23 protein-coding genes are annotated in these 20,664 nt (G+C 35.3%); 6 read left to right on the top strand and 17 right to left on the bottom strand.

Annotated elements, in window-relative coordinates; all coding sequences use genetic code 11:
- Positions 1 to 18 precede the first annotated feature (18 nt).
- From pcaF to ACXAFS_RS11280, 14 genes are all read right to left on the bottom strand, one after another.
- Positions 19 to 1,227, bottom strand: coding sequence for a 3-oxoadipyl-CoA thiolase (pcaF, locus tag ACXAFS_RS11345; protein WP_475307055.1), 1,209 nt, complete (start codon positions 1,225 to 1,227; stop codon positions 19 to 21).
- 25 nt (positions 1,228 to 1,252) lie between these two features.
- The gene (locus ACXAFS_RS11340) at positions 1,253 to 1,642 is read right to left on the bottom strand and encodes a four helix bundle protein (RefSeq protein WP_475307053.1); all 390 of its coding nucleotides are present in this window, start codon (positions 1,640 to 1,642) and stop codon (positions 1,253 to 1,255) included.
- Between the two features lie 26 nt (positions 1,643 to 1,668).
- Positions 1,669 to 2,073, bottom strand: coding sequence for a PaaI family thioesterase (locus ACXAFS_RS11335; RefSeq protein ID WP_475307052.1), 405 nt, complete (start codon positions 2,071 to 2,073; stop codon positions 1,669 to 1,671).
- Between the two features lie 90 nt (positions 2,074 to 2,163).
- Positions 2,164 to 3,321, bottom strand: a complete 1,158-nt coding sequence (locus ACXAFS_RS11330) for a 3-hydroxyacyl-CoA dehydrogenase NAD-binding domain-containing protein (protein WP_475307115.1) — start codon at positions 3,319 to 3,321, stop codon at positions 2,164 to 2,166.
- A 101-nt stretch (positions 3,322 to 3,422) separates the two neighbouring features.
- Positions 3,423 to 3,782 (bottom strand): four helix bundle protein, encoded by a 360-nt coding sequence (locus ACXAFS_RS11325; RefSeq protein WP_475307051.1) that lies wholly within the window; start codon positions 3,780 to 3,782, stop codon positions 3,423 to 3,425.
- 56 nt (positions 3,783 to 3,838) lie between these two features.
- Entirely contained in the window at positions 3,839 to 4,774 is a 936-nt protein-coding gene (locus ACXAFS_RS11320) for a pyridoxal-phosphate dependent enzyme (RefSeq protein ID WP_475307049.1), read from the bottom strand.
- Between the two features lie 43 nt (positions 4,775 to 4,817).
- Positions 4,818 to 5,600 carry an enoyl-CoA hydratase-related protein gene (locus ACXAFS_RS11315; protein WP_475307048.1) on the bottom strand — a complete coding sequence of 261 codons (783 nt, stop codon included), beginning with the start codon at positions 5,598 to 5,600 and terminating at the stop codon, positions 4,818 to 4,820.
- Positions 5,601 to 5,844: 244 nt separating this feature from the next.
- Positions 5,845 to 6,381: a 1,2-phenylacetyl-CoA epoxidase subunit PaaD gene (paaD, locus tag ACXAFS_RS11310; protein ID WP_475307047.1), complete on the bottom strand. Its 537-nt coding sequence runs from the start codon at positions 6,379 to 6,381 to the stop codon at positions 5,845 to 5,847.
- Positions 6,382 to 6,420: 39 nt separating this feature from the next.
- Positions 6,421 to 7,176 (bottom strand): 1,2-phenylacetyl-CoA epoxidase subunit PaaC, encoded by a 756-nt coding sequence (gene paaC / locus ACXAFS_RS11305; protein WP_475307045.1) that lies wholly within the window; start codon positions 7,174 to 7,176, stop codon positions 6,421 to 6,423.
- A 122-nt stretch (positions 7,177 to 7,298) separates the two neighbouring features.
- Positions 7,299 to 7,589: a 1,2-phenylacetyl-CoA epoxidase subunit PaaB gene (gene paaB, locus ACXAFS_RS11300; protein WP_076620128.1), complete on the bottom strand. Its 291-nt coding sequence runs from the start codon at positions 7,587 to 7,589 to the stop codon at positions 7,299 to 7,301.
- An 83-nt stretch (positions 7,590 to 7,672) separates the two neighbouring features.
- Entirely contained in the window at positions 7,673 to 8,629 is a 957-nt protein-coding gene (gene paaA, locus ACXAFS_RS11295) for a 1,2-phenylacetyl-CoA epoxidase subunit PaaA (RefSeq protein ID WP_475307044.1), read from the bottom strand.
- A 95-nt stretch (positions 8,630 to 8,724) separates the two neighbouring features.
- Complete coding sequence (gene paaE, locus ACXAFS_RS11290; RefSeq protein ID WP_475307042.1) at positions 8,725 to 9,798, bottom strand: 1,2-phenylacetyl-CoA epoxidase subunit PaaE; 1,074 nt, start codon at positions 9,796 to 9,798, stop codon at positions 8,725 to 8,727.
- A 112-nt stretch (positions 9,799 to 9,910) separates the two neighbouring features.
- Positions 9,911 to 10,495 (bottom strand): TetR/AcrR family transcriptional regulator, encoded by a 585-nt coding sequence (locus tag ACXAFS_RS11285; RefSeq protein ID WP_475307041.1) that lies wholly within the window; start codon positions 10,493 to 10,495, stop codon positions 9,911 to 9,913.
- Positions 10,492 to 11,112: a DUF4230 domain-containing protein gene (locus ACXAFS_RS11280; protein ID WP_475307040.1), complete on the bottom strand. Its 621-nt coding sequence runs from the start codon at positions 11,110 to 11,112 to the stop codon at positions 10,492 to 10,494. Before ACXAFS_RS11280 ends, ACXAFS_RS11285 begins: the two co-directional genes overlap by 4 nt.
- A gap of 245 nt (positions 11,113 to 11,357) precedes the next feature.
- Here ACXAFS_RS11280 and ACXAFS_RS11275 point away from each other — a divergent pair, with 245 nt between their 5' ends.
- From ACXAFS_RS11275 to ACXAFS_RS11260, 4 genes are all read left to right on the top strand, one after another.
- Positions 11,358 to 12,230: a hypothetical protein gene (locus ACXAFS_RS11275; protein ID WP_475307038.1), complete on the top strand. Its 873-nt coding sequence runs from the start codon at positions 11,358 to 11,360 to the stop codon at positions 12,228 to 12,230.
- A 52-nt stretch (positions 12,231 to 12,282) separates the two neighbouring features.
- Positions 12,283 to 14,010, top strand: a complete 1,728-nt coding sequence (locus tag ACXAFS_RS11270; RefSeq protein WP_475307037.1) for an amidohydrolase — start codon at positions 12,283 to 12,285, stop codon at positions 14,008 to 14,010.
- A gap of 149 nt (positions 14,011 to 14,159) precedes the next feature.
- Entirely contained in the window at positions 14,160 to 14,624 is a 465-nt protein-coding gene (locus ACXAFS_RS11265) for a hypothetical protein (protein WP_475307036.1), read from the top strand.
- A 179-nt stretch (positions 14,625 to 14,803) separates the two neighbouring features.
- Entirely contained in the window at positions 14,804 to 15,541 is a 738-nt protein-coding gene (locus ACXAFS_RS11260) for a hypothetical protein (protein WP_475307035.1), read from the top strand.
- A gap of 12 nt (positions 15,542 to 15,553) precedes the next feature.
- On the opposite strand, the gene gldC is transcribed toward ACXAFS_RS11260, so the two are convergent.
- Together gldC and gldB are read right to left on the bottom strand one after the other, a co-directional pair.
- Positions 15,554 to 15,889, bottom strand: coding sequence for a gliding motility protein GldC (gene gldC, locus ACXAFS_RS11255; protein WP_138433003.1), 336 nt, complete (start codon positions 15,887 to 15,889; stop codon positions 15,554 to 15,556).
- Complete coding sequence (gene gldB / locus ACXAFS_RS11250; protein ID WP_475307033.1) at positions 15,889 to 16,851, bottom strand: gliding motility lipoprotein GldB; 963 nt, start codon at positions 16,849 to 16,851, stop codon at positions 15,889 to 15,891. Before gldB ends, gldC begins: the two co-directional genes overlap by 1 nt.
- Before the next feature lie 84 nt (positions 16,852 to 16,935).
- On the opposite strand from gldB, the gene nadE reads away from it, so the two are divergent.
- Together nadE and ACXAFS_RS11240 are read left to right on the top strand one after the other, a co-directional pair.
- Positions 16,936 to 17,724, top strand: coding sequence for an NAD(+) synthase (gene nadE, locus ACXAFS_RS11245; RefSeq protein ID WP_475307032.1), 789 nt, complete (start codon positions 16,936 to 16,938; stop codon positions 17,722 to 17,724).
- 138 nt (positions 17,725 to 17,862) lie between these two features.
- Positions 17,863 to 18,492 (top strand): response regulator, encoded by a 630-nt coding sequence (locus tag ACXAFS_RS11240; protein ID WP_475307030.1) that lies wholly within the window; start codon positions 17,863 to 17,865, stop codon positions 18,490 to 18,492.
- Positions 18,493 to 18,495: 3 nt separating this feature from the next.
- Here the strand turns inward: ACXAFS_RS11240 and dnaG are convergent, their stop codons facing one another.
- Positions 18,496 to 20,463: a DNA primase gene (gene dnaG / locus ACXAFS_RS11235; protein WP_475307029.1), complete on the bottom strand. Its 1,968-nt coding sequence runs from the start codon at positions 20,461 to 20,463 to the stop codon at positions 18,496 to 18,498.
- Positions 20,464 to 20,664: the final 201 nt, after the last annotated feature.

The following is a 20,664-nucleotide window of genomic DNA, read 5'->3' as shown; positions in this document are numbered from 1 at the left end:
GTAACTAAAAACAATAATTTAACTCATATTTTCAATAATAGCTGCATAGCCTTGACCCACGCCAATACACATTGTTACCAATGCGTAGCGCTTGTTTTGCTCTTTGAGCTCTAAAGCCGCTGAATAGGCGATTCTGGTGCCTGTAACGCCAAGCGGATGGCCAATTGCGATAGAGCCTCCATTTGGGTTGATTCTTGGATCATTATCTGCCAATCCCCAAGCTCTGGTGCACGCCAATGCCTGCGCAGCAAAGGCTTCGTTGAGCTCTATAATGTCGATATCGTCCATTGTTAATCCGGCTTTTGCCAAAGCTTTGTTGGACGCCTCGACTGGACCAATGCCCATAATTCGCGGTTCTACACCTACGACAGCGGAACTCACGATGCGCGCTAAAGGTTTTAGATTGTATTTTTTTACTGCCTCATCTGAAGCGATAATGGTTGCTGCTGCTCCGTCGTTTAAACCTGATGCGTTTCCTGCGGTTACGCTTCCTCCTTCTTTTTTAAAGGCTGGTCGTAATTTGGCTAAAATCTCTTTTGATGTTGTTGGTTTTACAAATTCATCTTTTGCAAAAACGATTGGGTCTTTTTTACGTTGCGGAATTTCAACAGGTAGAATTTCTTTTTCTAATCGTCCGTTTTCTTGTGCTTGTGATGCTTTCATCTGACTCCAGTATGCGAATGCATCTTGGTCTTCTCTCGAAATATTATATTTCTCGACAAGATTTTCGGCTGTCATTCCCATTCCGTCAGTGCCATACATTTCGTGCATTTTCGGGTTTACAAACCTCCATCCGAATGTAGAATCGTAAAGCTTTGAATCGCCTCCATATGCGCTTGATGGTTTTGCCATAACGTATGGTCCGCGTGTCATATTCTCAACACCTCCTGAAATGAATACATCGCCATCTCCTGCTTTTATCGCTCTGTTTGCGTGAATAATTGCTGACAAACCTGAACTACATAGTCTGTTCACGGTTTCTCCTGGAACTGTAAATGGCAATCCTGCTAAAAGTGACGCCATTCTTGCCACGTTACGATTATCTTCTCCGGCTTGGTTAGCACAACCAAGAATAACATCGTCGTATGCTTCTTTTGGAATGTTTGGGTTTCGTTTTACGATTTCTTTGATTACTAAAGCTGCTAAATCGTCTGTTCTTACAGCCGATAATGTGCCTTTGTAATTTCCTATTGGTGTTCTTATGCCGTCTATTATGTATGCTTCCATTCTTAAGGAATTAGTTAAATAGGGATTAGGGATTAGTTTTATTTCTTTCAATAATTGTTCGTCTTAATGAAGACATCATTTTTGTTAATTCTGATAATTCTTCTCGATTTTGCTCATCTTGTTGAAAATCGATATAATTTCTTCTTCTTGCTTTGGTACTACAACTCACACATTCATTAGCGCTATGTATTGCGTGATTAATATGCTTTACAAATTGAGCATCAGAACCAGGATAACCTTCTGCAATATTCAATGCTACCGAATCAGCTGCTCTTCTGAACTGAGATGATAAAGCATAGAGTTCGTGATTTGGAAATTGCTTGACTTGATGATCAACATTTTCACCAAAATCCATTGCTTTTTGGTAAATCTTTAAGTCTTCAAACTTAAAATGATATTTACTTTTATCACTCATTCCTAATTCCTAATCTCTAATGCCTTTTATTCCCAATCTTTTTGAGTGCGATAAACAACACCTTTAAATAGTGCTACCAGTTCATCTCCTCGCTTTACTTCTACGATATTAAATCCGAGTCTGTTTTTCACGTTTTCTATCACAGATTCAGCGACTAAATAATCTCCTTCATTTAATGCTTCTATATGGTTGATGCTGGTTTCTATTGACACAGCAAACTTTCCGTGTGTATTCGCTGCGAATCCAAAAGCGGTATCTGCCAATGCATAACTAATGCCACCGTGTGCTTTTCCCATACTATTAAGCATTTCCTTGCGAACCGTCATTGCTACACGACAACGACCGATTTCGCATTCCAAAATTTCGATGCCTAACCAAGTGCTGAATGCATCTTGACTTAACATTTTATGTGGAATTTGTTCTCCTTTCATACTTCAATTTGTCACTTCGAGTGATTTTCGATAGAAAATTTTATCGAGAAGTTTCGCTTGTTCTCGATACGCTTCGCACTCGAACTGACGCTAGTTAAAAAATGTTTTATTTTCCTTGTTCATTTTACGCAACAACGGACTACAACGGTAACGGTCTTCGTGATACTCGTTGTACAATTCATCTAGTTTGGTTACGCACCAATCAATGCCTTTTTCGTCTGCCCAAGCTAATAATCCTTTTGGATAATTAACACCTTTAGTCATTGCGTTGTCTATATCTTCTGCCGATGCGATGTTTAAAAACAAGGCGTCTGCTGCTTCGTTGATTAACATTACTAGAACACGGTCGAAAATGGTTTGTGCTAATTCGCTATCTTCTTTTGGTTCTTGCTTTACAGCTCCTTCAGAATAATCATAATAACCTTTTCCTGTTTTTCTTCCTAAATAACCTGCTTCGCTTAAACGCTTTTGCGTAAAACTTGGTTTGTATCTTGGGTCGAAATAGAAGGCTGTAAACACGGTTTCTGTTACTGTGTAATTGACATCGTTACCAATAAAATCCATTAACTCGAATGGTCCCATTCTGAAACCTCCCAATGTTTTTAAACTATGGTCAATGGTTTCAAAATCAGCGATACCTTCTTCGTAAATTCTTAAGGCTTCTCCGTAAAATGGTCGCGCTACACGGTTTACGATAAAACCAGGTGTATCCTTGGCAACAGCTACTGTTTTCTTCCAACTTTTTATAGTTTCAACCGATTTGTCTAAAACCGCTTTTGAGGTTTGCACTGCTGGAATGACCTCAACCAATTTCATCAATGGTGCTGGGTTGAAAAAGTGAATACCAATGCAACGCTCCGGCTTTTGTAATGATGATGCAATTGAAGCTATGGATAAACTCGATGTGTTTGATGCTATAACACAATCATCCGCAACATAGCTTTCCAATTCTGAAAATACTTTCTTCTTGATATCGATATTTTCGACGATAGCTTCAATCGTAAGATTTGAATCTGCTAATGCTTTTAGACTATCGACATACCTGATATTTGACTGAATTCTGTTTTTTTCTTCAGTATCTATTCGACCTTTTTCTATGAGTCTATTTAATATTTTCTCAAGACTTGCTTTAGCTTTGTCTAAAACCGCTTGGTTGGTATCGTATAATTTTACGGAACAACCAGCAGTTGCCGCTACTTGAGCGATACCGCTTCCCATTGTTCCTGAACCGATGATTCCGACAACCATTGTTGATTGCTGATTTTTGATTGTTGATTTTTGATTTTCCTTAGTTATGCCCATAAAATTTTGGATTTATTGATTTCACTTCTAAAATCGCCAATCGCTAATCATTTTAATTTATTTGACGCTGTTTTGATACTCGAAACAAATATTGAAATCAACTCATCATTTTCTTTCATTAATTTTTCGAGATTTTGCACATCTGAAAGTGTTTTAGCTCCTTTCTGAATTCTAAGATTTATGTAAGATTCTCTCAACTCTTTCAAACAAATTTTCATTTTATGTAAAAAATCCCTTGTAGATTCTCCACTTCTAGCTTCGCCATAGTTTAACGCTGAGGATGTAGCTGAACGAATTAGCTGCTTTGTCAAATGCTCGGAAGCAAAGGATTTATCAATAGATTTACATAAAAGAATGACATCTATTGCAAATTGAATAAGTCTATCTTCTAACTGATTTGGTTTCATTATATTACTACTCGTTTAAAATCTAAATTCTAACATCAAAAATCTACAATCGTTAATCAGAATTGTAAATTCTTCAGGTCTACATTTCCGCCAGAAATGATGATTCCGACGTTTTTATTTTTAAATTCTTCTTTATTCTTTAAAACAGCAGCAAAAGCTACTGCGCTTGATGGCTCTACAACTATTTTCATTCGTTCCCAAATGAGTTGCATAGCCTCTTTAATTTCTTGTTCTTCTACTCTAATAATTTCATTTACCAAATCTTTAATGATTGGAAAATTACGGTCGCCTAAATAGGTTTTTAGGCCATCTGCAATGGTATTTGTGCTTTCGTTTTTTTCAATCTTACCTGATTTTAAAGAACGATACGCATCATCGACTTCCATTGGCTCTGCACCTATTATTCTGCAATTTGGTGCAAACTGATTAACCGCCAAAGCTGTACCTGCTAATAATCCACCACCTCCAACTGGTGAAATAATTACATCAAGATTAGGCTGCTCCTCTAACAACTCCATTGCTGCTGTCGCATTGCCGTAAATCACTTCATCTTGATTAGATGGATGTAAAAATGAAGCTTTTGTTTCTTTTTGAATTTTATTGGCCGTGAACTCTCTCGCTTCAGCTGTTGACTCACATTCTATAATTTTGCCACCATAGGTTTTAACACCATTTTTTTTGGCTTGCGGTGCATTTTCTGGCATAACGATATATGCCTTAACACCAACTTTCTTAGCTGCTAGTGAAACAGCTTGAGCAAAATTACCTGAAGAATGTGTTACGACTCCGTTTTGTCTTTCTTCATCAGAAAGGGATAAAATTGCGTTTGCTGCACCTCTCATTTTAAACGCTCCCATTTTCTGAAAGCTTTCACATTTAAAAAACACATTACAACCTGCTATTTCATCTAATAATTGTGATGTTAACACAGGTGTTTTGTGAATAAATGGTTTTATTCTTTGATGGGTTTGTATGAGAAGTTCTTTATTCATAATTGGTCAGATCCTGAATCAAGTTCAGGATGACAGACCTAAGTTATTTTCCTTTAAAAGTTGGTTTACGTTTTTCTACAAAAGCTGAAACGCCTTCTTCGTAATCTTTAGTTTGAGCTGCTTCGATTTGTAATTTTGATTCTAATGCTAACTGCTCCTCTAAATTATTCGTCAAGGATTGATTAAAGGCTTCCTTAATTTTCCCTAAAGCTAATGTTGGCATATTAGCGAGTTTCAATGCTAGTTTGTTTACTTCCTCTTCAAAACTTTCTAATGGTAAAACTTTATAAATCATCCCCATTTTTTCAGCTTCATCTGCAGACACTTTATCTCCTAACATCGCTAATGCTGATGCTTTTTGAAAACCTATTAAGCGAGGTAAAAAGAACGTTCCTGCACTATCTGGGATCAAACCTATTAAACTAAACGCTTGAATAAAACTTACTTTTTCGTGAGCCACAACGATATCACAAGCTAATGCGATGTTTGCTCCTGCTCCTGCTGCCACACCATTTATCGCACCAATGATTGGTTTTTTTATGTTTCTAATTCTGGTGATGATTGGGTTGTAATGCTCTTCTAGAATTTTCTTGAATCCTGGGTTTAGTTCCGGACTTGTCACTTCTTTTAAGTCTTGACCTGCGCAAAATGCTTTTCCGTTTCCGGTTAGCACGATTGCTCTTACTTCAGAATTACTCTCGCAATCGTCAAAAACTTGCTGTAGGTTTAATGCCATTTCACGGTTGAAGCTGTTAAAAACTTCTGGTCGGTTTAGTGTGATGTAGGCTATGTTGTTTTCTATTTTTAGTTCTATTGAATTACTCATAATAGTCTTTTATTTTCTTTTATTCATTTTTGTCTTGACACAAAAACGAACCAAAAAAGTCAAGTTGAAATGAGGAATTTTTCAATCTTGTTACACAGATTGAAAACCTCAAAATAAAATCTAAATTTCTTCCAAGGCTTCAGAAATTTATAACGATTTCATTTTGTTATTCTGCATTTCAACATTTCTTACTTGCTATCTAATTTTCTAACAGCGAAGCGGTCTAACTTCTCTGTTCTAATTTCTATTTCAAACATTTAAAATAATCAAATGGTTCTTGGCAATCGTTGCACTGAAACTGTGCTTTACAAGCTGTTGAACCAAATTGACTTATCATTTTTGTATTTGTGCTTCCGCATTGCGGACATTTTACTAATTGTTTTCCTTCTAGCAACACGGACTTGTCGGCTTCAGCATCTAATGGTGCTGCAATACCGTAATCTTCGAGTGCTTTTCTGCCTCTTGGTGTAATCCAATCGGTTGTCCAAGCTGGATGTAAAATCAAATCTACTTCAGCTTTATAACCTGCTTTTTGCATTGCGCGTTTGATATCGTCTCCGATAACATCCATTGCAGGACAGCCACTGTAAGTTGGTGTGATTTCGATTTTCACAATATCATTTTCGATAACAGCAGAGCGCACAACACCCATATCCATAATGGATAATACTGGGATTTCTGGATCTGAAATAGATTCTAATATCGAAACTAGATCCCCATCCACCTTCCCCAAAGGGGAAGAGTTATCACTCGGCTGTAATATTTGATTTTCCTTACTCATATTTTTCATCTTCCCTTTAGGAAGACTGAGATGGGCTTTTTACCATTCCATATTTGGATAGGTGCGCTGCATATATTGTAAATCGGCCATTAAGTAACCCATATGTTCGGTATGAATGCCTTGCTTTCCTCCTTTTTGAAAGTATCTGCTTTCTGGAACGCTTAACGTTGCTTCTTCTAAAACTGCATTTACTTCTTCATAATAAGCGTCTTTTAATTTAGTGACATCTACTCCAACGCCTTCAACGACCATAGCTTTATCAGCTTCGGTTTGATGAAATAATTCATCTGTATACGTCCATAGATCATTAATTGCGGTTTGAATACGACTATGGCTTTCTTCGGTACCATCTCCTAATCGCTTAATCCAATCGGATGAGAAACGTTTGTGGTAACTCACTTCCTTGATGGATTTTTTTGCAATTGCAGACAGATTTAAATCGGTACTTTTTTCTAATTCTGTTAACATTAAAAAATGATATACATCGAATAAGAATTGTCTTGCCATTGTGTACCCAAAATCGGTGTTTGGCTGTTCTACCAATAACACATTGAAGTATTCGCGTTCTTTACGAAGCATCGCGATATCATCTTCAGTTCTGCCGTCTCCAGCAATCTTCGCTGCATATTGATAATAACTACGTACTTGCCCTAATAAATCTAACGACATATTGGTGCACGCAATATCTGTTTCTAAACTTGGTCCGTGACCGCAAAGCTCTCCTAATCTCTGACCGAGAATTAGGCTGTTATCTGCGATGCCTAGGATGTAATTGTATAGGTTTTTGTTTTTCATTTTTACTCAAATTGAGACCTTTCGACTGCGCTCAAGGTGTCATTAACATAAATAAAGAGATCCTGAAACAACACTTCGACTGCGCTCAGTGTGACAGTTCAGGATGACAAAGCCTTGCTTTGTTACATATGCTTTACGTCGTCTGGTAAATCATAAAATGTTGGATGACGATACACCTTGTCTTGTGCTGGTTCAAATAATTCGCCATTATGCTCTGGGTTTGATGCTGTAATATGCTTGCTTTCTACAACCCAAATGCTTACGCCTTCGTTACGTCTCGTGTAAACGTCTCGTGCATTTTCTAAAGCCATTTCTGCATCTGCTGCATGAAGACTTCCGAAATGACGGTGTTCTAATCCGTTTTTACTTCTTACGAAAACCTCCCAAAGTGGCCAGTTCTTTTTATTAGACATTAGATATTCGATGTTAGATGTTAGATGTTAGACTTTATCAGAGTACTTTTCTCATTTCTCATTTCTCGAGTCTAACATTCTGATTATACTACTTGTTTGTTTTTTCTTTCTTGTTGTTTTTCAGCATGAGCCATAGCTGCGTCTCTAACCCATTCGCCACGTTCCCAGGCGCCAACTCTGGCTTTCATTCGTTCTTTATTCATTGGCCCGTGACCTTTTACAACTTGCCAGAATTCATCCCAATCAATTTTTCCAAAATCGTAACTCTGACGCTCTTCGTTCCATTTTAAATCTGGATCTGGAATTGTTAATCCTAAAATATCAGCTTGTGGTACGGTTTGGTCAATAAACTGCTGACGCAACTCGTCATTGGTTTTTCGCTTCAATTTCCATTTCATTGATTGTTCGGTGTGAACTGACATATCATCAGTTGGACCTAACATCATTAAACTTGGCCACCACCAACGGTTAAGTGCATCTTGTGCCATTTCTTTTTGCTCTGGTGTTCCATTGCAAAGCTTTAGCATAATTTCGTAGCCTTGACGTTGGTGAAAACTTTCTTCCTTACACACGCGAACCATAGCTCTTGCATAAGGTCCAAAAGACGTGCTACAAAGTGGCACTTGATTAATAATGGCTGCACCATCTACCAACCAACCGATAGCTCCCATATCTGCCCAAGTCACTGTTGGATAATTAAAAATGGAAGAATATTTTGCTTTACCAGAATGCAATTGCTCGTATAACTCGTCTCGCGAGATGCCTAATGTTTCGCAAGCACTGTATAGGTATAATCCGTGACCAGCTTCGTCTTGCACTTTTGCCAATAAGGCTACTTTACGACGTAAGGATGGTGCTCGCGTAATCCAGTTACCTTCTGGTAACATTCCTACAATTTCGGAATGCGCGTGCTGACTAATTTGCCTAATATGCGTTTGACGATATTTTTCTGGCATCCAGTCTTTAGGTTCAATTTTTTCGTCGCGTGCGATACGCGCTTCAAATTGCTCTTCCAAGTTTTTTATTTGTTCTTCACTCATTTCTTTTAGCTTTTGGCTATTAGCTTATTGCTTTTAGCTGGTGAAACTTAATTTTTCTTTTTCAATATTATGAGATTCCTGCTTTCGCAGGAATTTTACACGTCGAAATCGACCACCACTTTTTTAGTAGTTGGAACGGCTTGACAGCTTAACACATAGTTCTGCGCAACTTCATCTTCTTCTAATGCATAGTTGATTTTCATTTCAACTTCACCTTCCATTACTTGACACTTACAGGTACTACAAACGCCTCCTTTGCACGCAAATGGTAAATCTGCTCCTGCTATAAGTGCTCCATCTAAAATATTATCATCATCTTGCTGCATAGTGAAACGAAATTCTTTTCCGCCATCGATAATAACAACTTCGACACCATCTATTTTTTGTTCTGATAAACGCTCAACACGTTTTTTATCTTCTTCGGTTAGGCCTTTTACAAATAATTCGAAATGAATTAAATCTTTTGGCAAACCTGCTTCAGCTAGATAGTTACTTACGTAATTGACCATATCTTCTGGTCCGCATAAAAACACTTCGCTTGTGTCTGGAATATCAATGAATGTCTTGGTGAGCACTTTCATTTTTTCATCATCAAAACGACCATTGAACAACTCAATATCTCGCTTTTCTTTGGTTAGGAAATAATAGATTTCCAAACGACCGAAATAGGTGTTTCTTAATTGCTCCAACTCTTCCTTAAAGATAATGGATTTTGCTGTTCTATTAACATAAAACAACTTACAAGTTGAGTTTGGCTCTGCTGCCAAATGCGCTTTAATCATCGAAAGAATTGGTGTGATACCACTTCCTGCCGCAAAAAACAGGTAGTTTTTAGCATTGTCCGCATTACAATCTACTCCGAATGTTCCACTAGGAGCCATAACATCTAGCTCATCTCCGGCTTTTAAAGTGCTGTTGACAAAGGTTGAGAATTTTCCTCCTGGAATTTCTTTGACTGCCACTTTCCATTCGTTATCAAATGGACTAGAACATAACGAGTATGAACGACGCACATCTTCGCCATTAATTAGTGCCTTAAGCGTTAAATGTTGCCCTTGCGAGAATTTAAATTCGTCTTGCAACGCTTCAGGAACATCAAAAGTTACAACGGATGTATCTTTAGTTTCCCTATAAATATCTTTTATTCTTAATTTATGAAAATCTGCCATTAACAGTTATAATCTAAACTTTAAAACTTTTTAAGCTTAACTCGAAAACGATTTCGAATTACAAACTAAAAAAACTAACAGTTGTTAGTTTACTTGACAAATTTACAAAAAATTAATCGATTTTTTTGTTAATTCCGTTAATTAGTACTCGGCTTAATTGTTGTGAAAGTTCTTCAGAGTTTAGATCTTCTTTCTTGGGAATCCAAAGATATAGGGATCTTAAAGTGGATAAAATTGAGAATAGAATTACTTCTATATTTTCATCAATAAATTCATCTTTTTTTTCACCTTCTGATATTATCTCCCTTAACTTATCTTCATAATTAGCACGCAATTGAAGGTAATAATCTAGCTTTTCCTCAAGATGCATCCAATCGTTATTTAAGGATGCCATACCGTAAGTGTTTTGAGAAGTAATCTTAACATGTAGCTTTACGATATCCTTGAGTTTTTCAACATTAGATTTATTTGTTTGTTGTATTTCTTGCAAACCTAAGGTAAACTCTTCAGCTAGTGAAATAATTATCTCTTTGAGGATTTGTTGCTTAGAGTTTATATGATTATAAAGACTTGCAGCTTTAATTCCCATCGCAGACGCAAGGTCTCTCATTGTTACTGCGCTATAACCCTTTTCTTTAAAGAGTTTAGCAGCAACTCTAATAATCTCCTCTTTTCTGGTTTCTGCGTTCTTTTTCAAAGTTTAATATCAATTAATTTTAATGCATCTAAAGTTTCAATAGGTGTTTCATTGTACTGCAACTCCCAACCCATAGAATTGGTTAAAATAAAGAATTTTGAAAGTTCGCTAAGCAGCCTGTTTTGAGCATTAGATTTTAAATCTGAAGCTTCAATTTTTTTCATTAGAGACTTTTTTACAATCTCTTTTATATTGTTATAATCATCTGCTTCAAAAGGATTTAGATAATCTGCCTGAATATCATAATACTCTAAATCTGGGCTAATTTTTATTTCTTCTTCTGGTATACTCAATATTTGAAGCGTCTTATTTTCTTCGTCTATTTTGTATTCTATTTTACTTAAATCATATGCAACAGTAACATCAGCGTTTACAATTACTACTGCTTGTTTTTTTGCTTCCAACAAATCTGCAAAAACCGCTTTAGAATTTTTGTAGGTAAACACTTCACTAAAATGTCCTTCAGTTACTACTAATTTACCTACATTTTTAATTTGTTCTTGTATTAAAGCCGTATTCTCCTGGAGAAGAATTCTATCCTTCTTTTTATCTCCGCAATACTTAAAAGTGAACAATATGACGAGTGTAATTACAACTCCTAATAGAATTTTTCGCATAAGGCTAATTTAATAATTTTAGTATTTAATGTTTGTCTAATCTGTTTTTTAAATCCTATTTATTTGCATTACAGCGAATGACTTAGCCTCTCATCCATAAAAAAAGTAATCTAACTTAGATTTTTAATCAAATCAGTGTTTATAAATACTTTAGATAGTTACAACACTGTTTTTTCCTCAAATCTCCAAAGCGCAGTATTAGTTAATCCATTTTAATGCTTAAAAACGTTTACATATTTGTTTTCATGTTTTTGACACTGGCTTCATATGGCCAAAAATCTACACTTTTACAAAATATTAATTTTAGGGCCAAAGAGCTAAAACACAACTTAAACAAAGCAGGAGATACACTTATTTTAAGCAGTGAAAAAACCATCTATAATGTTGATATTTTCAATCAAGATTTTGAAAAAACAGTTGATGTTAGAAGTAATGAAACCAAGATACCGTTACACGACACACCTCTTGGAAGGTTGGTAGTACAAGCTAAAATGCCAGACAAAAGAATTATTATGACTTTGCTTAGGCATGAAGAAATAGAAAATGTACCCTCTAAAAAAATTGAAGTATTAAGTAAAAAAGAAGATGAAGTACAAAAGCAACCCGTTTTAAAACTGAAAGCTCTATTTAAAATTAATATTGCAATCATCACTAAAAGTGCCAAATTAAGTAGTAAAAACAGAAACACTGTTGACAATACTCCAAGTAAACCTGTTGCAGAAAAGGTTGTAGAACCTATTATCAAAATAACACATCCCAAACCAGAAGCTAAAACTTCAAGAAGTATTTCAGATATGCTTAATTGGAACTCGAAAAAAGCAAATACTAGTAATAAAGTTTTTTGGATTTCTCACACCATAAATAGTGGTACCTCTTCAAGAAAAATCATGAAAATGGTGACTCATACCGAAGCTGACCATCTAATTGCAAAGTATAAAGCAGAGAACCAAACACAGCAAGGCAAACTTAACGAACTAACTATTTGGGAGGTTTTTGACACAACAAATTTTTTAAAAAAACAAACACAGAATTCTGAATATATTGAATCCAAAAATTCTGATTTTTTCAACACAGTACCTTATTTTTCTTCAACCAAAAACTTTGTTGCTCTTAATTAGTTGACGTCTTATTTATCTTTTAACTATTTTTAAGGATAAAAAACCAACTGTTATGAAATTAAGATATTTAAAGTTTTTCTGCACATCATTAATTATACTTTGTTTTCTAGGCTGTTCTAAATCTAAACAAGATTATGCTACTATGCTTATTTATGGCGGAACCATATATACTGTAGACAGTACGTCAGTTACTGTTGAAGCTGTAGCTACAAAAGATAACAAAATCCTTTTTGCTGGCAGTTTAGAAGACGCTGAAACTTATAAAAACAAACAAACCAAAGTTCTGGATTTAAAAGGAAAAACAATGACACCAGGCTTTATAGAAGGTCATGGCCATTTTATGGGTTTAGGATATAATGAACTTAACCTAGACCTTATGAATACAACGAGCTATCAAGCTATTGTTGATGCTGTTGCAGAGCGCGTTAAAACTGCTAAACCTGGCGAATGGATAACAGGCAGAGGTTGGCACCAAAGCAAATGGGACAGTATGCCATCTGATGTAGTTAATGGTTTTCAAACACATCATTTATTAAGTGAAGTTTCACCAAACAATCCTGTTTATCTTGGTCATGCAAGTGGTCATGCTGGCTTTGCAAATGCAAAAGCAATGGAAATAGCAGGACTAACCGAATTGGCTTTAGATGGTTTAAAGAAATATGAAGTTGAAGGTGGTGAAGTCCTAGTAGATGCTTTAGGTAGACCAACTGGAGTTTTTAATGAGCGTGCACAAACTTTAATCACACAACATATACCTGAAAGAACAACTGAATCTGATATAAAAGCCTTTGAACTTGCTGTAGATGCTTGTCACAAAAACGGCATAACAAGTTTTCATGATGCTGGCATTCCAAAAGAAACAATCGCTTTGTATGATCAGATGAAGTCTGACTCAAAAATGAATGTAAGAATCTATGCGATGCTAACTGGTTGGGATAAAGATTTATTAAACGATTGGTATAAGAGAGGTGTAATGATAGACAATGACCATCTCTTTACAATTAGATCTGTAAAACTTAATTGCGATGGCGCACTAGGCTCTCGTGGTGCTTGGCTTTTAGAACCTTATACTGACAGACCAGATCATTTTGGTCATGAAACCTTACCTATGGAATTTGTAAAAGAGACTGCGATTAGTGGACTTAAAAATGGTTTTCAAGTATGCTCTCATGCCATAGGAGACAGGGCCAATAGAGAAATTTTAGATCGTTACGAAATAGCCTTTAAGGAATATCCTGAGCACACACAAGACCATAGATTTAGAATAGAACATGCACAGCATCTTCATCCAGAAGATATTCCTCGTTTTGCAGAGTTAAACGTTATTCCTGCCATGCAAGCCGTACACATGTCTTCTGATAGACCTTGGGCTATTGATCGTTTAGGTGAAAAACGAATTAAGGAAGGGGCTTACATGTGGCAAACCCTTCTTCAAAGTGGCGTGCCCATTGTAAATGGAACAGATGTACCTGTAGAGCCTGTAAATCCTATTGCCAGTTTTTATGCCAGTGTAAGTAGAAAAACACTAAAAGGAACACCTGATGGAGGCTACGAACCAGACCAAAAAATGACCAGAACACAAGCTTTAAAATCTTACACTTTAGATGCAGCTTATGGTGCTTTTGAAGAACAAATAAAAGGCTCTATTTCTGTTGGGAAGCTGGCTGACTTTACAATTTTTGACAAGGATATAATGACTATTGATGAAAATAAAATTTTAGACTCTAAAGTTGTGATGACGATATTTAATGGTAAAGTTGTATATAATGCTGAAGAATAAAAAAACATTAGTTTCCTTCTCTACTGAAGGTCTAACTAATGTTTAAGCATGCGGTTAATAGCATTACAAAAATAAATAGTTCTGTGCGAATGAACATTACTAAAATATTACTAATACGTTATCAGAAATTAGCCTAAAGCTTAGAACTAATGACTAGCTACAAAGCAAGAAATATTGAATACAAAGAGCTTTTAAAAGTTAATGATTGGTTTATAAAGGTGTACACCATTACTAAACATGATGATAAGTTTAACAGTGCTGAATTTTACGAAGACGTAAAGCTTCAAATTCCTAAGTGGATTACATTAAAAAATGGTTTTAACCATAATCATAATAATATTGGATTTTTAATTCTACATCAAGGAACTGAAGGTATTTTCTCATTAATAAACTGGTGGGTTGGCGACAATATGCTAAACACTCATATTTTTAAAACAGACTATAATCAACCCATTTCTTTTGATAAAATTTCTGGTGACGGCCTAGCACCTTGTGTTTGGGAACTTGAGATTATCAATCATGAACGTGTGGCTTGGACAAACCATGTGTTAAAAAAAGCACCTGAACCTGACTTTGAATCGTATTTAAAAAGTTCATTTAGCAAAACTTTATAGCCCAATTCTGTTAATGCCATTTAACATAAGTTTTTCGCTTTACAACGAAACCAATAGCTTTTCAACTTAAAAAAAACACCTTACAACCTAAGAATACTAAGATCTTGAAGTCATAAATTATATTTGTCGCAAGTATTATACATACTAATTTGTTTCCCCAAAAACAAAACCTACTTATTATGACAAGACTATTAACCGCACTCCTATTACTTTTGGCTCCCTTTATTCATGGCCAAAAATCAACACTTTTAAAAAACATTAATTACAGAGCCAGTGAGCTACAACATAGCTTAAACAAAACTGGAGATACTCTAATCTTAAAAGGTGAACGTACTATTGATAAAGTTGAGATTTTTAACAATGATTTTCAAAAAGCCTACATTGTTAATAGCTTAGACACAAAAATATCTTTAGCTGATATTCCGGTCGGAAGATTTGTAACTGAAGTAAAAGTGAATGATAAACTTATTATTATCACACTTTTAAGGTACGAGAATTTTGAAGATGTCTTAGAAACTGCAGAAACAGAGACTAACAAAGAAAATGATGGTTTTGGTGAATCTAACTACCAAAATAAAACTGAAGGCAAGACATTATCTGAGTTTGAAACAAAAGAAACACTAAGTAATACAACCAACAAACCAGTAAAATTTTATTGGATTGTAAAGCATATAAACAAAGGACATGGCTCCAGTAAAAAAATGCGCATTGGAGACAAAGCGATTGTTGACAAAATGATTACTCAGCATAAAATAGATTTAAAATCTAAGGCTGGAAAACGTAACAAGTTAACCATTTGGGAAGTATACGATACTTCAAAATTTATGCGCTTTAAAAGAGAAAATCCAGATTATGCCACTGTAAAAGAAGCAGATTGTTTTAATACTGAACCTTTTTATAAATCTGAAGGCAGTTAAATATTTACCAAACTACTTTTTTAACTCTAACTTTTCAGCAAAATAATCACAAAAATCCTTCATTGTAGCAGTCATTTTCTCGTCTTGTGTAGCACGCAGAAAAGTATCGCTCATTGTTACTAAAGTCTGGTGAAAAAACAGTTTCATTTCATCAACAGGCATATCTTTAGTCCATAAATCTATTTTTAAGGTTTCCTGAGCGTTGCTATCCCAAACAGAAAGCATAATTGCCTTAGCTTCTTCATTTTTTACTCCACCATCTTCAGCAGACCAGTTCAGTTTTTCTGGCACTCTGTTCTCATCGAGTTCTACGTTTAGTTCTATTTTAGATGTTATGGTTTTAGCCATTATTTCTTCGGTTTAAATTTTGCTTTGTTAAAAATTTCTTCTGGTTCTTTTTCTAAAATGCTCAACACATTTTCGTCTGTTGTTTCTGCATAGGCTCTTACAATTTGCCAACCTATATATTGCCCTAATCTTCCAGGTGATTCGTTGTCTAATTCTAAATAAAACTTGGAATAAGGTGCGTCTGCAATAAAACGACTTGGTAGTTTACTATCTGTACTAAAGAGCAATTCCTTTTCAATAAAATAGCTCCATATTGGACTCTCGTTGGCTTCTGCCCATTTTAGCTCTTGTTCTGTATAGCCAATCTTTTCAGCATTGGTTTTAAAAGGAATCATTACATCCTTAAAGTAAAGTAATTTTCCATAGTAAATCATTTCATCTAAAAGTGTCTTGCGGTTAGACTGAAAAGTATATTTCTTAGCATAAGCTTCTGCTGCTTCAGACACAATTTGATTCCTCTGCATGTTCTTTGCTAAGTATCTTGGTATATTTTGATAAAATTCATGGTCTTCACCCAAAAAATTATCAAGAGCAACTAGCAACAACGAATCTGTAACAATAGTTTTATTTCTATAATCTACATCATTTGTTAAGGTAACCAATCTTGGTACACTAAATGTTTTATCATAATACTTTAGATGCTGAAACAGTCCTTCAAACTCTTCTTTTACGTCTTTAAAGTCTGGATACACCTCCGCTACTTCAACCAATAACTGATTTTGTAATGTATCTTCAATTCTATCAATCCAAACAGAATCTGGCACATGCTTAGAAAATAAAAATGGATAAGCTTGTTTTAACTTAGGAAGATCAGATGGTTGTGCTTTTGCATAGGCTTTATCAAATCTTTCAACTACAAAATCTACTTCAATTTTTGAAATTTCTTCCTCAAGTTTAGCGTCTTCATTACAAGACACCATCAAAAGACTCAACATAAATAAAATGAAAATTCTCAATGACATTTTACGAAACATTTTTAATCCTAACACGTTTCCGTTATTTTTGTTGTGCAAAGGTACATTTCTTTGTTTTAAATTGTAAACATTATGCAAACAGAAAAGGTTGTAAATCATATTGTAAATTGGTTAAAAGATTACGCAAATAACGCAAAGGTTAACGGTTTTGTTATAGGTATCTCTGGCGGAATAGATTCTGCAGTAACCTCAACCCTTTGTGCCAAAACCGGTTTAGACCTTTTATGTATTGAGATGCCAATACACCAAGCTGCAAGCCATGTTACAAGAGCTCAAGAACACATTGCGCAATTAAAAAAGCGTTTCCCAAATGTAAGTGATGCTCGTGTTGATTTAACTCCTGTGTTTGAAGAATTTAAAACCGAAGTAAGTCTTGATGGTAAACAAGCCACTGTAGATATGGCTTTAGCTAATACAAGAGCCAGATTACGAATGACCACGCTTTACTATTATGCAGGTCTGCAAGGCAGATTAGTTGCCGGAACTGGAAATAAGGTTGAAGATTTTGGAGTAGGTTTTTACACGAAGTATGGAGATGGAGGTGTGGATCTTAGTCCTATTGCAGATTTATTAAAATCTGAAGTTTATGAAATAGGCGACTATTTAGATGTACCAGAGTCTATTATGAAAGCTGCGCCAAGTGATGGTTTATTTGGAGATGCCAGAAGCGATGAAGACCAAATAGGAGCCACATATCCAGAGTTGGAATGGGCTATGAAAATGAAAGATGAAGGAAAAACTGCTGACGACTTTACAGGAAGACAACGCGAAGCTTTCGAAATTTTTATGAGCTACAACAGAAGAAATCAACACAAAATGATTCCTATTCCTATTTGTGAAATTCCTAATAATTTAAGATAAATACAGCAGTTTATCGAATAAATTGCTTATTCTGCTTTTTTTTTAATTACCTTTACTAGGCAAATCTCCACGAGAATCTTGACTTAGTAATATTGTTATTACAACTGATTAACCCTAACCAAACCAAAATCAATTGTCATGATACGTATTTTGATTGTTGACAATCACCCTATTGTAAGAACGGGTTTAGAACTGTTCTTAAACAGTAAACCCGATCTCAAAGTCGTAGGTAAGCTAAGTAGTGGTATAGAAATTTTTGAATTTGTAAGACGTAACGATGTTGACGTTATTATTTCAGAGATTGATTTACCAGAACTTAATGGTATCACTGCGCTAAGGGCAATTAAAAAAGAAAACCAATCGGTTAATGTACTCATTTTTAGTCATCAACCAGAGGAAATCTATGCTATTAGCACGCTAAAAGCAGGTGCTTCTGGCTACTTAAACAAAACTGCTGATGTAGAGGCTATTGAAGCTGCTGTTAGAAAAATTCATGGTGGTGAAGTATCCCTAAGTGAAAAAATGGATAAGCATTTGCGTTATGAAGATACGCGCAAGAGCAGAAGCCGAATGTTTAAAAAGCTATCTACCAGAGAGGTAGAAGTTTTAAAACTTTTATCTATCGGAAGAAAAAATAAGGAGATTGCAGAAGAGCTTGATATTAACGAAAAAACGGTAAGCACTTACAAAGCAAGACTTTTTAAAAAGCTTAATGTTAACAATATCGTAGATTTAATCCATCAGGCAAAGCACCACAACCTAACTTAGTTTTTATCCGCCAATAACTTTACCAAGTTTACGAGACAACAACATTTTAAGACCTAAATAGTCCTTTACGTCTTCCATAACCGAGCGCGTATCTGCGTTCTCCCTTAAGGTTTCGTTTTTGTACTCAGCTACTTTTTGGTCAATAAGATAACAACGTAAACTCAAAATGGTCTGACTAACCAATTGAGAAATAGAATGCTCCTTTTCCTTAGGAATGATTTGATTACGCTGCCAATCGTGAAGGTTGTATTTCTCATCCTCCATTAAAATACTGGTAACTTCGGTTGCCGATTCTTGGTCTAACTGATTGACAAAATCTTTAGTTGAAAAATTTTCATCCTGGTTTAGCCTGTCAATGATAGAATAATATAACTCTCTAAACTTTTCATTAGAAAACATCATTTCATCTTCCTGAAGGTCTAAGTAAATTTTTTCGAACACACGTGCTTCATGTACTGCTGGCTCTAAAACTAAATCGCCAGATACCTCATCTTCCTTTAGGATTAGGTCTTCAAACTGTTCTGTTCTGTCACCATACAACATCAAGATTTCTATAATCTTTCGTTCCAACTCATACTGAACGTCAACTTTTGGTTTCTTTTGCTGTTCTGTTTTTACAACTTCAAAAGCCTTTTGATCTTGTTTGTATTTTTTATTAGCGTCTTGAACATCTTTTTTATTGATTTGCGCCAATGTACTAAAGAGAACATTTTCACTAATATTCATAATAGAAGCACACTCTCTTACATAGATTTCGCGCTTAATGGCGTCAGGAATTTTAGCAATACTATTAACAATATCTCTAATGGTTTCAGCTTTTTTTATTGGGTCGTTATTAGCTTCTTTTACTAAAAGTGAGGCTTTAAACTGGATAAAATCCTTAGCATTTTCATTAAGATATTCGGTAAGCTCTTCTAAAGTATTAGACTTTGCAAAACTGTCTGGATCTTCACCATCTGGAAAGGTACAGACTTTGACATTCATACCTTGCTCCAAGATTAAATCTATACCACGAATAGAGGCTCTTATACCTGCAGCATCACCATCAAAAAGCACTGTGATGTTGTTGGTTAGCCTATTAATGAGTCTTATTTGCTGAGAGGTTAATGCTGTACCAGAAGACGACACCACATTTTTTACTCCTGTTTGGTAAAACTGAATAACATCTGTGTAACCTTCTACCAAAAAGCAATTATCTTCTTTGGCAATGCTCTGTTTAGCAAAAAACAAACCGTAAAGCACATTGCTTTTATGGTATATATCGCTCTCTGGCGAGTTTAAGTACTTTGCAGCTTTTTTGTCGTTGGTAAGAATACGACCACCAAAACCAAGCACTCTTCCGCTCATACTATGAATAGGAAACATCACACGACCTTTAAATCTATCGAAACGACGCTCATCCTTAACTATGGTAAGTCCTGTTTTTTCTAAAAACTCTAGCTTGTAACCTTTACCCAAAGCATCATCTGTAAAGGCTTGCCACTCATTTAAGGAATAACCAAGTTGAAACTTTTTTATCGTGTCTTCTGTAAAACCACGCTCTTTAAAGTAGCTTTTACCAATGGCTTGTCCTTGATCTGTTTTTTGTAAAACTTTTTGAAAATACTCATTAGCGTACTCACTTACCAAATACAAACTTTCTTTGGCATTGGCTTGCTCCCTTTCCTCATCTGTACGCTCAGTTTCTTCAATCTCAATATTGTACTTTTTGGCTAAGTAGCGTATGGCTTCTGGATAGGTAAAATGCTCATGCTCCATTAAAAAGGTAATGGCATTACCACCTTTGCCTGTTGAGAAATCTTTCCAAATCTGTTTTACAGGAGAGACCATAAAACTTGGCGTACGCTCTTCGCTAAATGGACTTAAACCTTTAAAGTTGCTACCAGCTTTTTTTAACTGCACAAAATCACCAATTACCTCCTCTACGCGAGCAGTTTCAAAAACCTGTGATATGGTGTTTTGTGAGATCATACAACTTCCTGCAAAGACAGGGATCTTTTTAATTTTTTAAATTATAAATGTCATACTACAAAAAACACTTCGACAAGCTCAGTGTATCACACAGCAATGACAAGCGTGTAAAATTAAGATAATCTATTTGTTTTAAAAATAACTATCGGAAAGTTATTTAAGGATAGATTTTGATAAAGCAACGCAAAAACTTCTCTTATC

It is taken from the genome of Winogradskyella sp. ABM4_392 (assembly GCF_056160445.1).
Note: the sequence above shows the minus strand (reverse complement) of the source record. Positions and strands in the feature narration are given on the sequence as shown.

Bases quoted from the DNA above. Each gene is read 5' to 3' on its own strand.
- pcaF (WP_475307055.1), bottom strand. From the start codon at position 1,227: ATGGAAGCATACATAATAGACGGCATAAGAACACCAATAGGAAATTAC.
- ACXAFS_RS11340 (WP_475307053.1), bottom strand. From the start codon at position 1,642: ATGAGTGATAAAAGTAAATATCATTTTAAGTTTGAAGACTTAAAGATT.
- ACXAFS_RS11335 (WP_475307052.1), bottom strand. From the start codon at position 2,073: ATGAAAGGAGAACAAATTCCACATAAAATGTTAAGTCAAGATGCATTC.
- ACXAFS_RS11330 (WP_475307115.1), bottom strand. From the start codon at position 3,321: ATGGTTGTCGGAATCATCGGTTCAGGAACAATGGGAAGCGGTATCGCT.
- ACXAFS_RS11325 (WP_475307051.1), bottom strand. From the start codon at position 3,782: ATGAAACCAAATCAGTTAGAAGATAGACTTATTCAATTTGCAATAGAT.
- ACXAFS_RS11320 (WP_475307049.1), bottom strand. From the start codon at position 4,774: ATGAATAAAGAACTTCTCATACAAACCCATCAAAGAATAAAACCATTT.
- ACXAFS_RS11315 (WP_475307048.1), bottom strand. From the start codon at position 5,600: ATGAGTAATTCAATAGAACTAAAAATAGAAAACAACATAGCCTACATC.
- paaD (WP_475307047.1), bottom strand. From the start codon at position 6,381: ATGAGTAAGGAAAATCAAATATTACAGCCGAGTGATAACTCTTCCCCT.
- paaC (WP_475307045.1), bottom strand. From the start codon at position 7,176: ATGAAAAACAAAAACCTATACAATTACATCCTAGGCATCGCAGATAAC.
- paaB (WP_076620128.1), bottom strand. From the start codon at position 7,589: ATGTCTAATAAAAAGAACTGGCCACTTTGGGAGGTTTTCGTAAGAAGT.
- paaA (WP_475307044.1), bottom strand. From the start codon at position 8,629: ATGAGTGAAGAACAAATAAAAAACTTGGAAGAGCAATTTGAAGCGCGT.
- paaE (WP_475307042.1), bottom strand. From the start codon at position 9,798: ATGGCAGATTTTCATAAATTAAGAATAAAAGATATTTATAGGGAAACT.
- ACXAFS_RS11280 (WP_475307040.1), bottom strand. From the start codon at position 11,112: ATGCGAAAAATTCTATTAGGAGTTGTAATTACACTCGTCATATTGTTC.
- ACXAFS_RS11275 (WP_475307038.1), top strand. From the start codon at position 11,358: ATGTTTTTGACACTGGCTTCATATGGCCAAAAATCTACACTTTTACAA.
- ACXAFS_RS11270 (WP_475307037.1), top strand. From the start codon at position 12,283: ATGAAATTAAGATATTTAAAGTTTTTCTGCACATCATTAATTATACTT.
- ACXAFS_RS11265 (WP_475307036.1), top strand. From the start codon at position 14,160: ATGACTAGCTACAAAGCAAGAAATATTGAATACAAAGAGCTTTTAAAA.
- ACXAFS_RS11260 (WP_475307035.1), top strand. From the start codon at position 14,804: ATGACAAGACTATTAACCGCACTCCTATTACTTTTGGCTCCCTTTATT.
- gldC (WP_138433003.1), bottom strand. From the start codon at position 15,889: ATGGCTAAAACCATAACATCTAAAATAGAACTAAACGTAGAACTCGAT.
- gldB (WP_475307033.1), bottom strand. From the start codon at position 16,851: ATGTCATTGAGAATTTTCATTTTATTTATGTTGAGTCTTTTGATGGTG.
- nadE (WP_475307032.1), top strand. From the start codon at position 16,936: ATGCAAACAGAAAAGGTTGTAAATCATATTGTAAATTGGTTAAAAGAT.
- ACXAFS_RS11240 (WP_475307030.1), top strand. From the start codon at position 17,863: ATGATACGTATTTTGATTGTTGACAATCACCCTATTGTAAGAACGGGT.
- dnaG (WP_475307029.1), bottom strand. From the start codon at position 20,463: ATGATCTCACAAAACACCATATCACAGGTTTTTGAAACTGCTCGCGTA.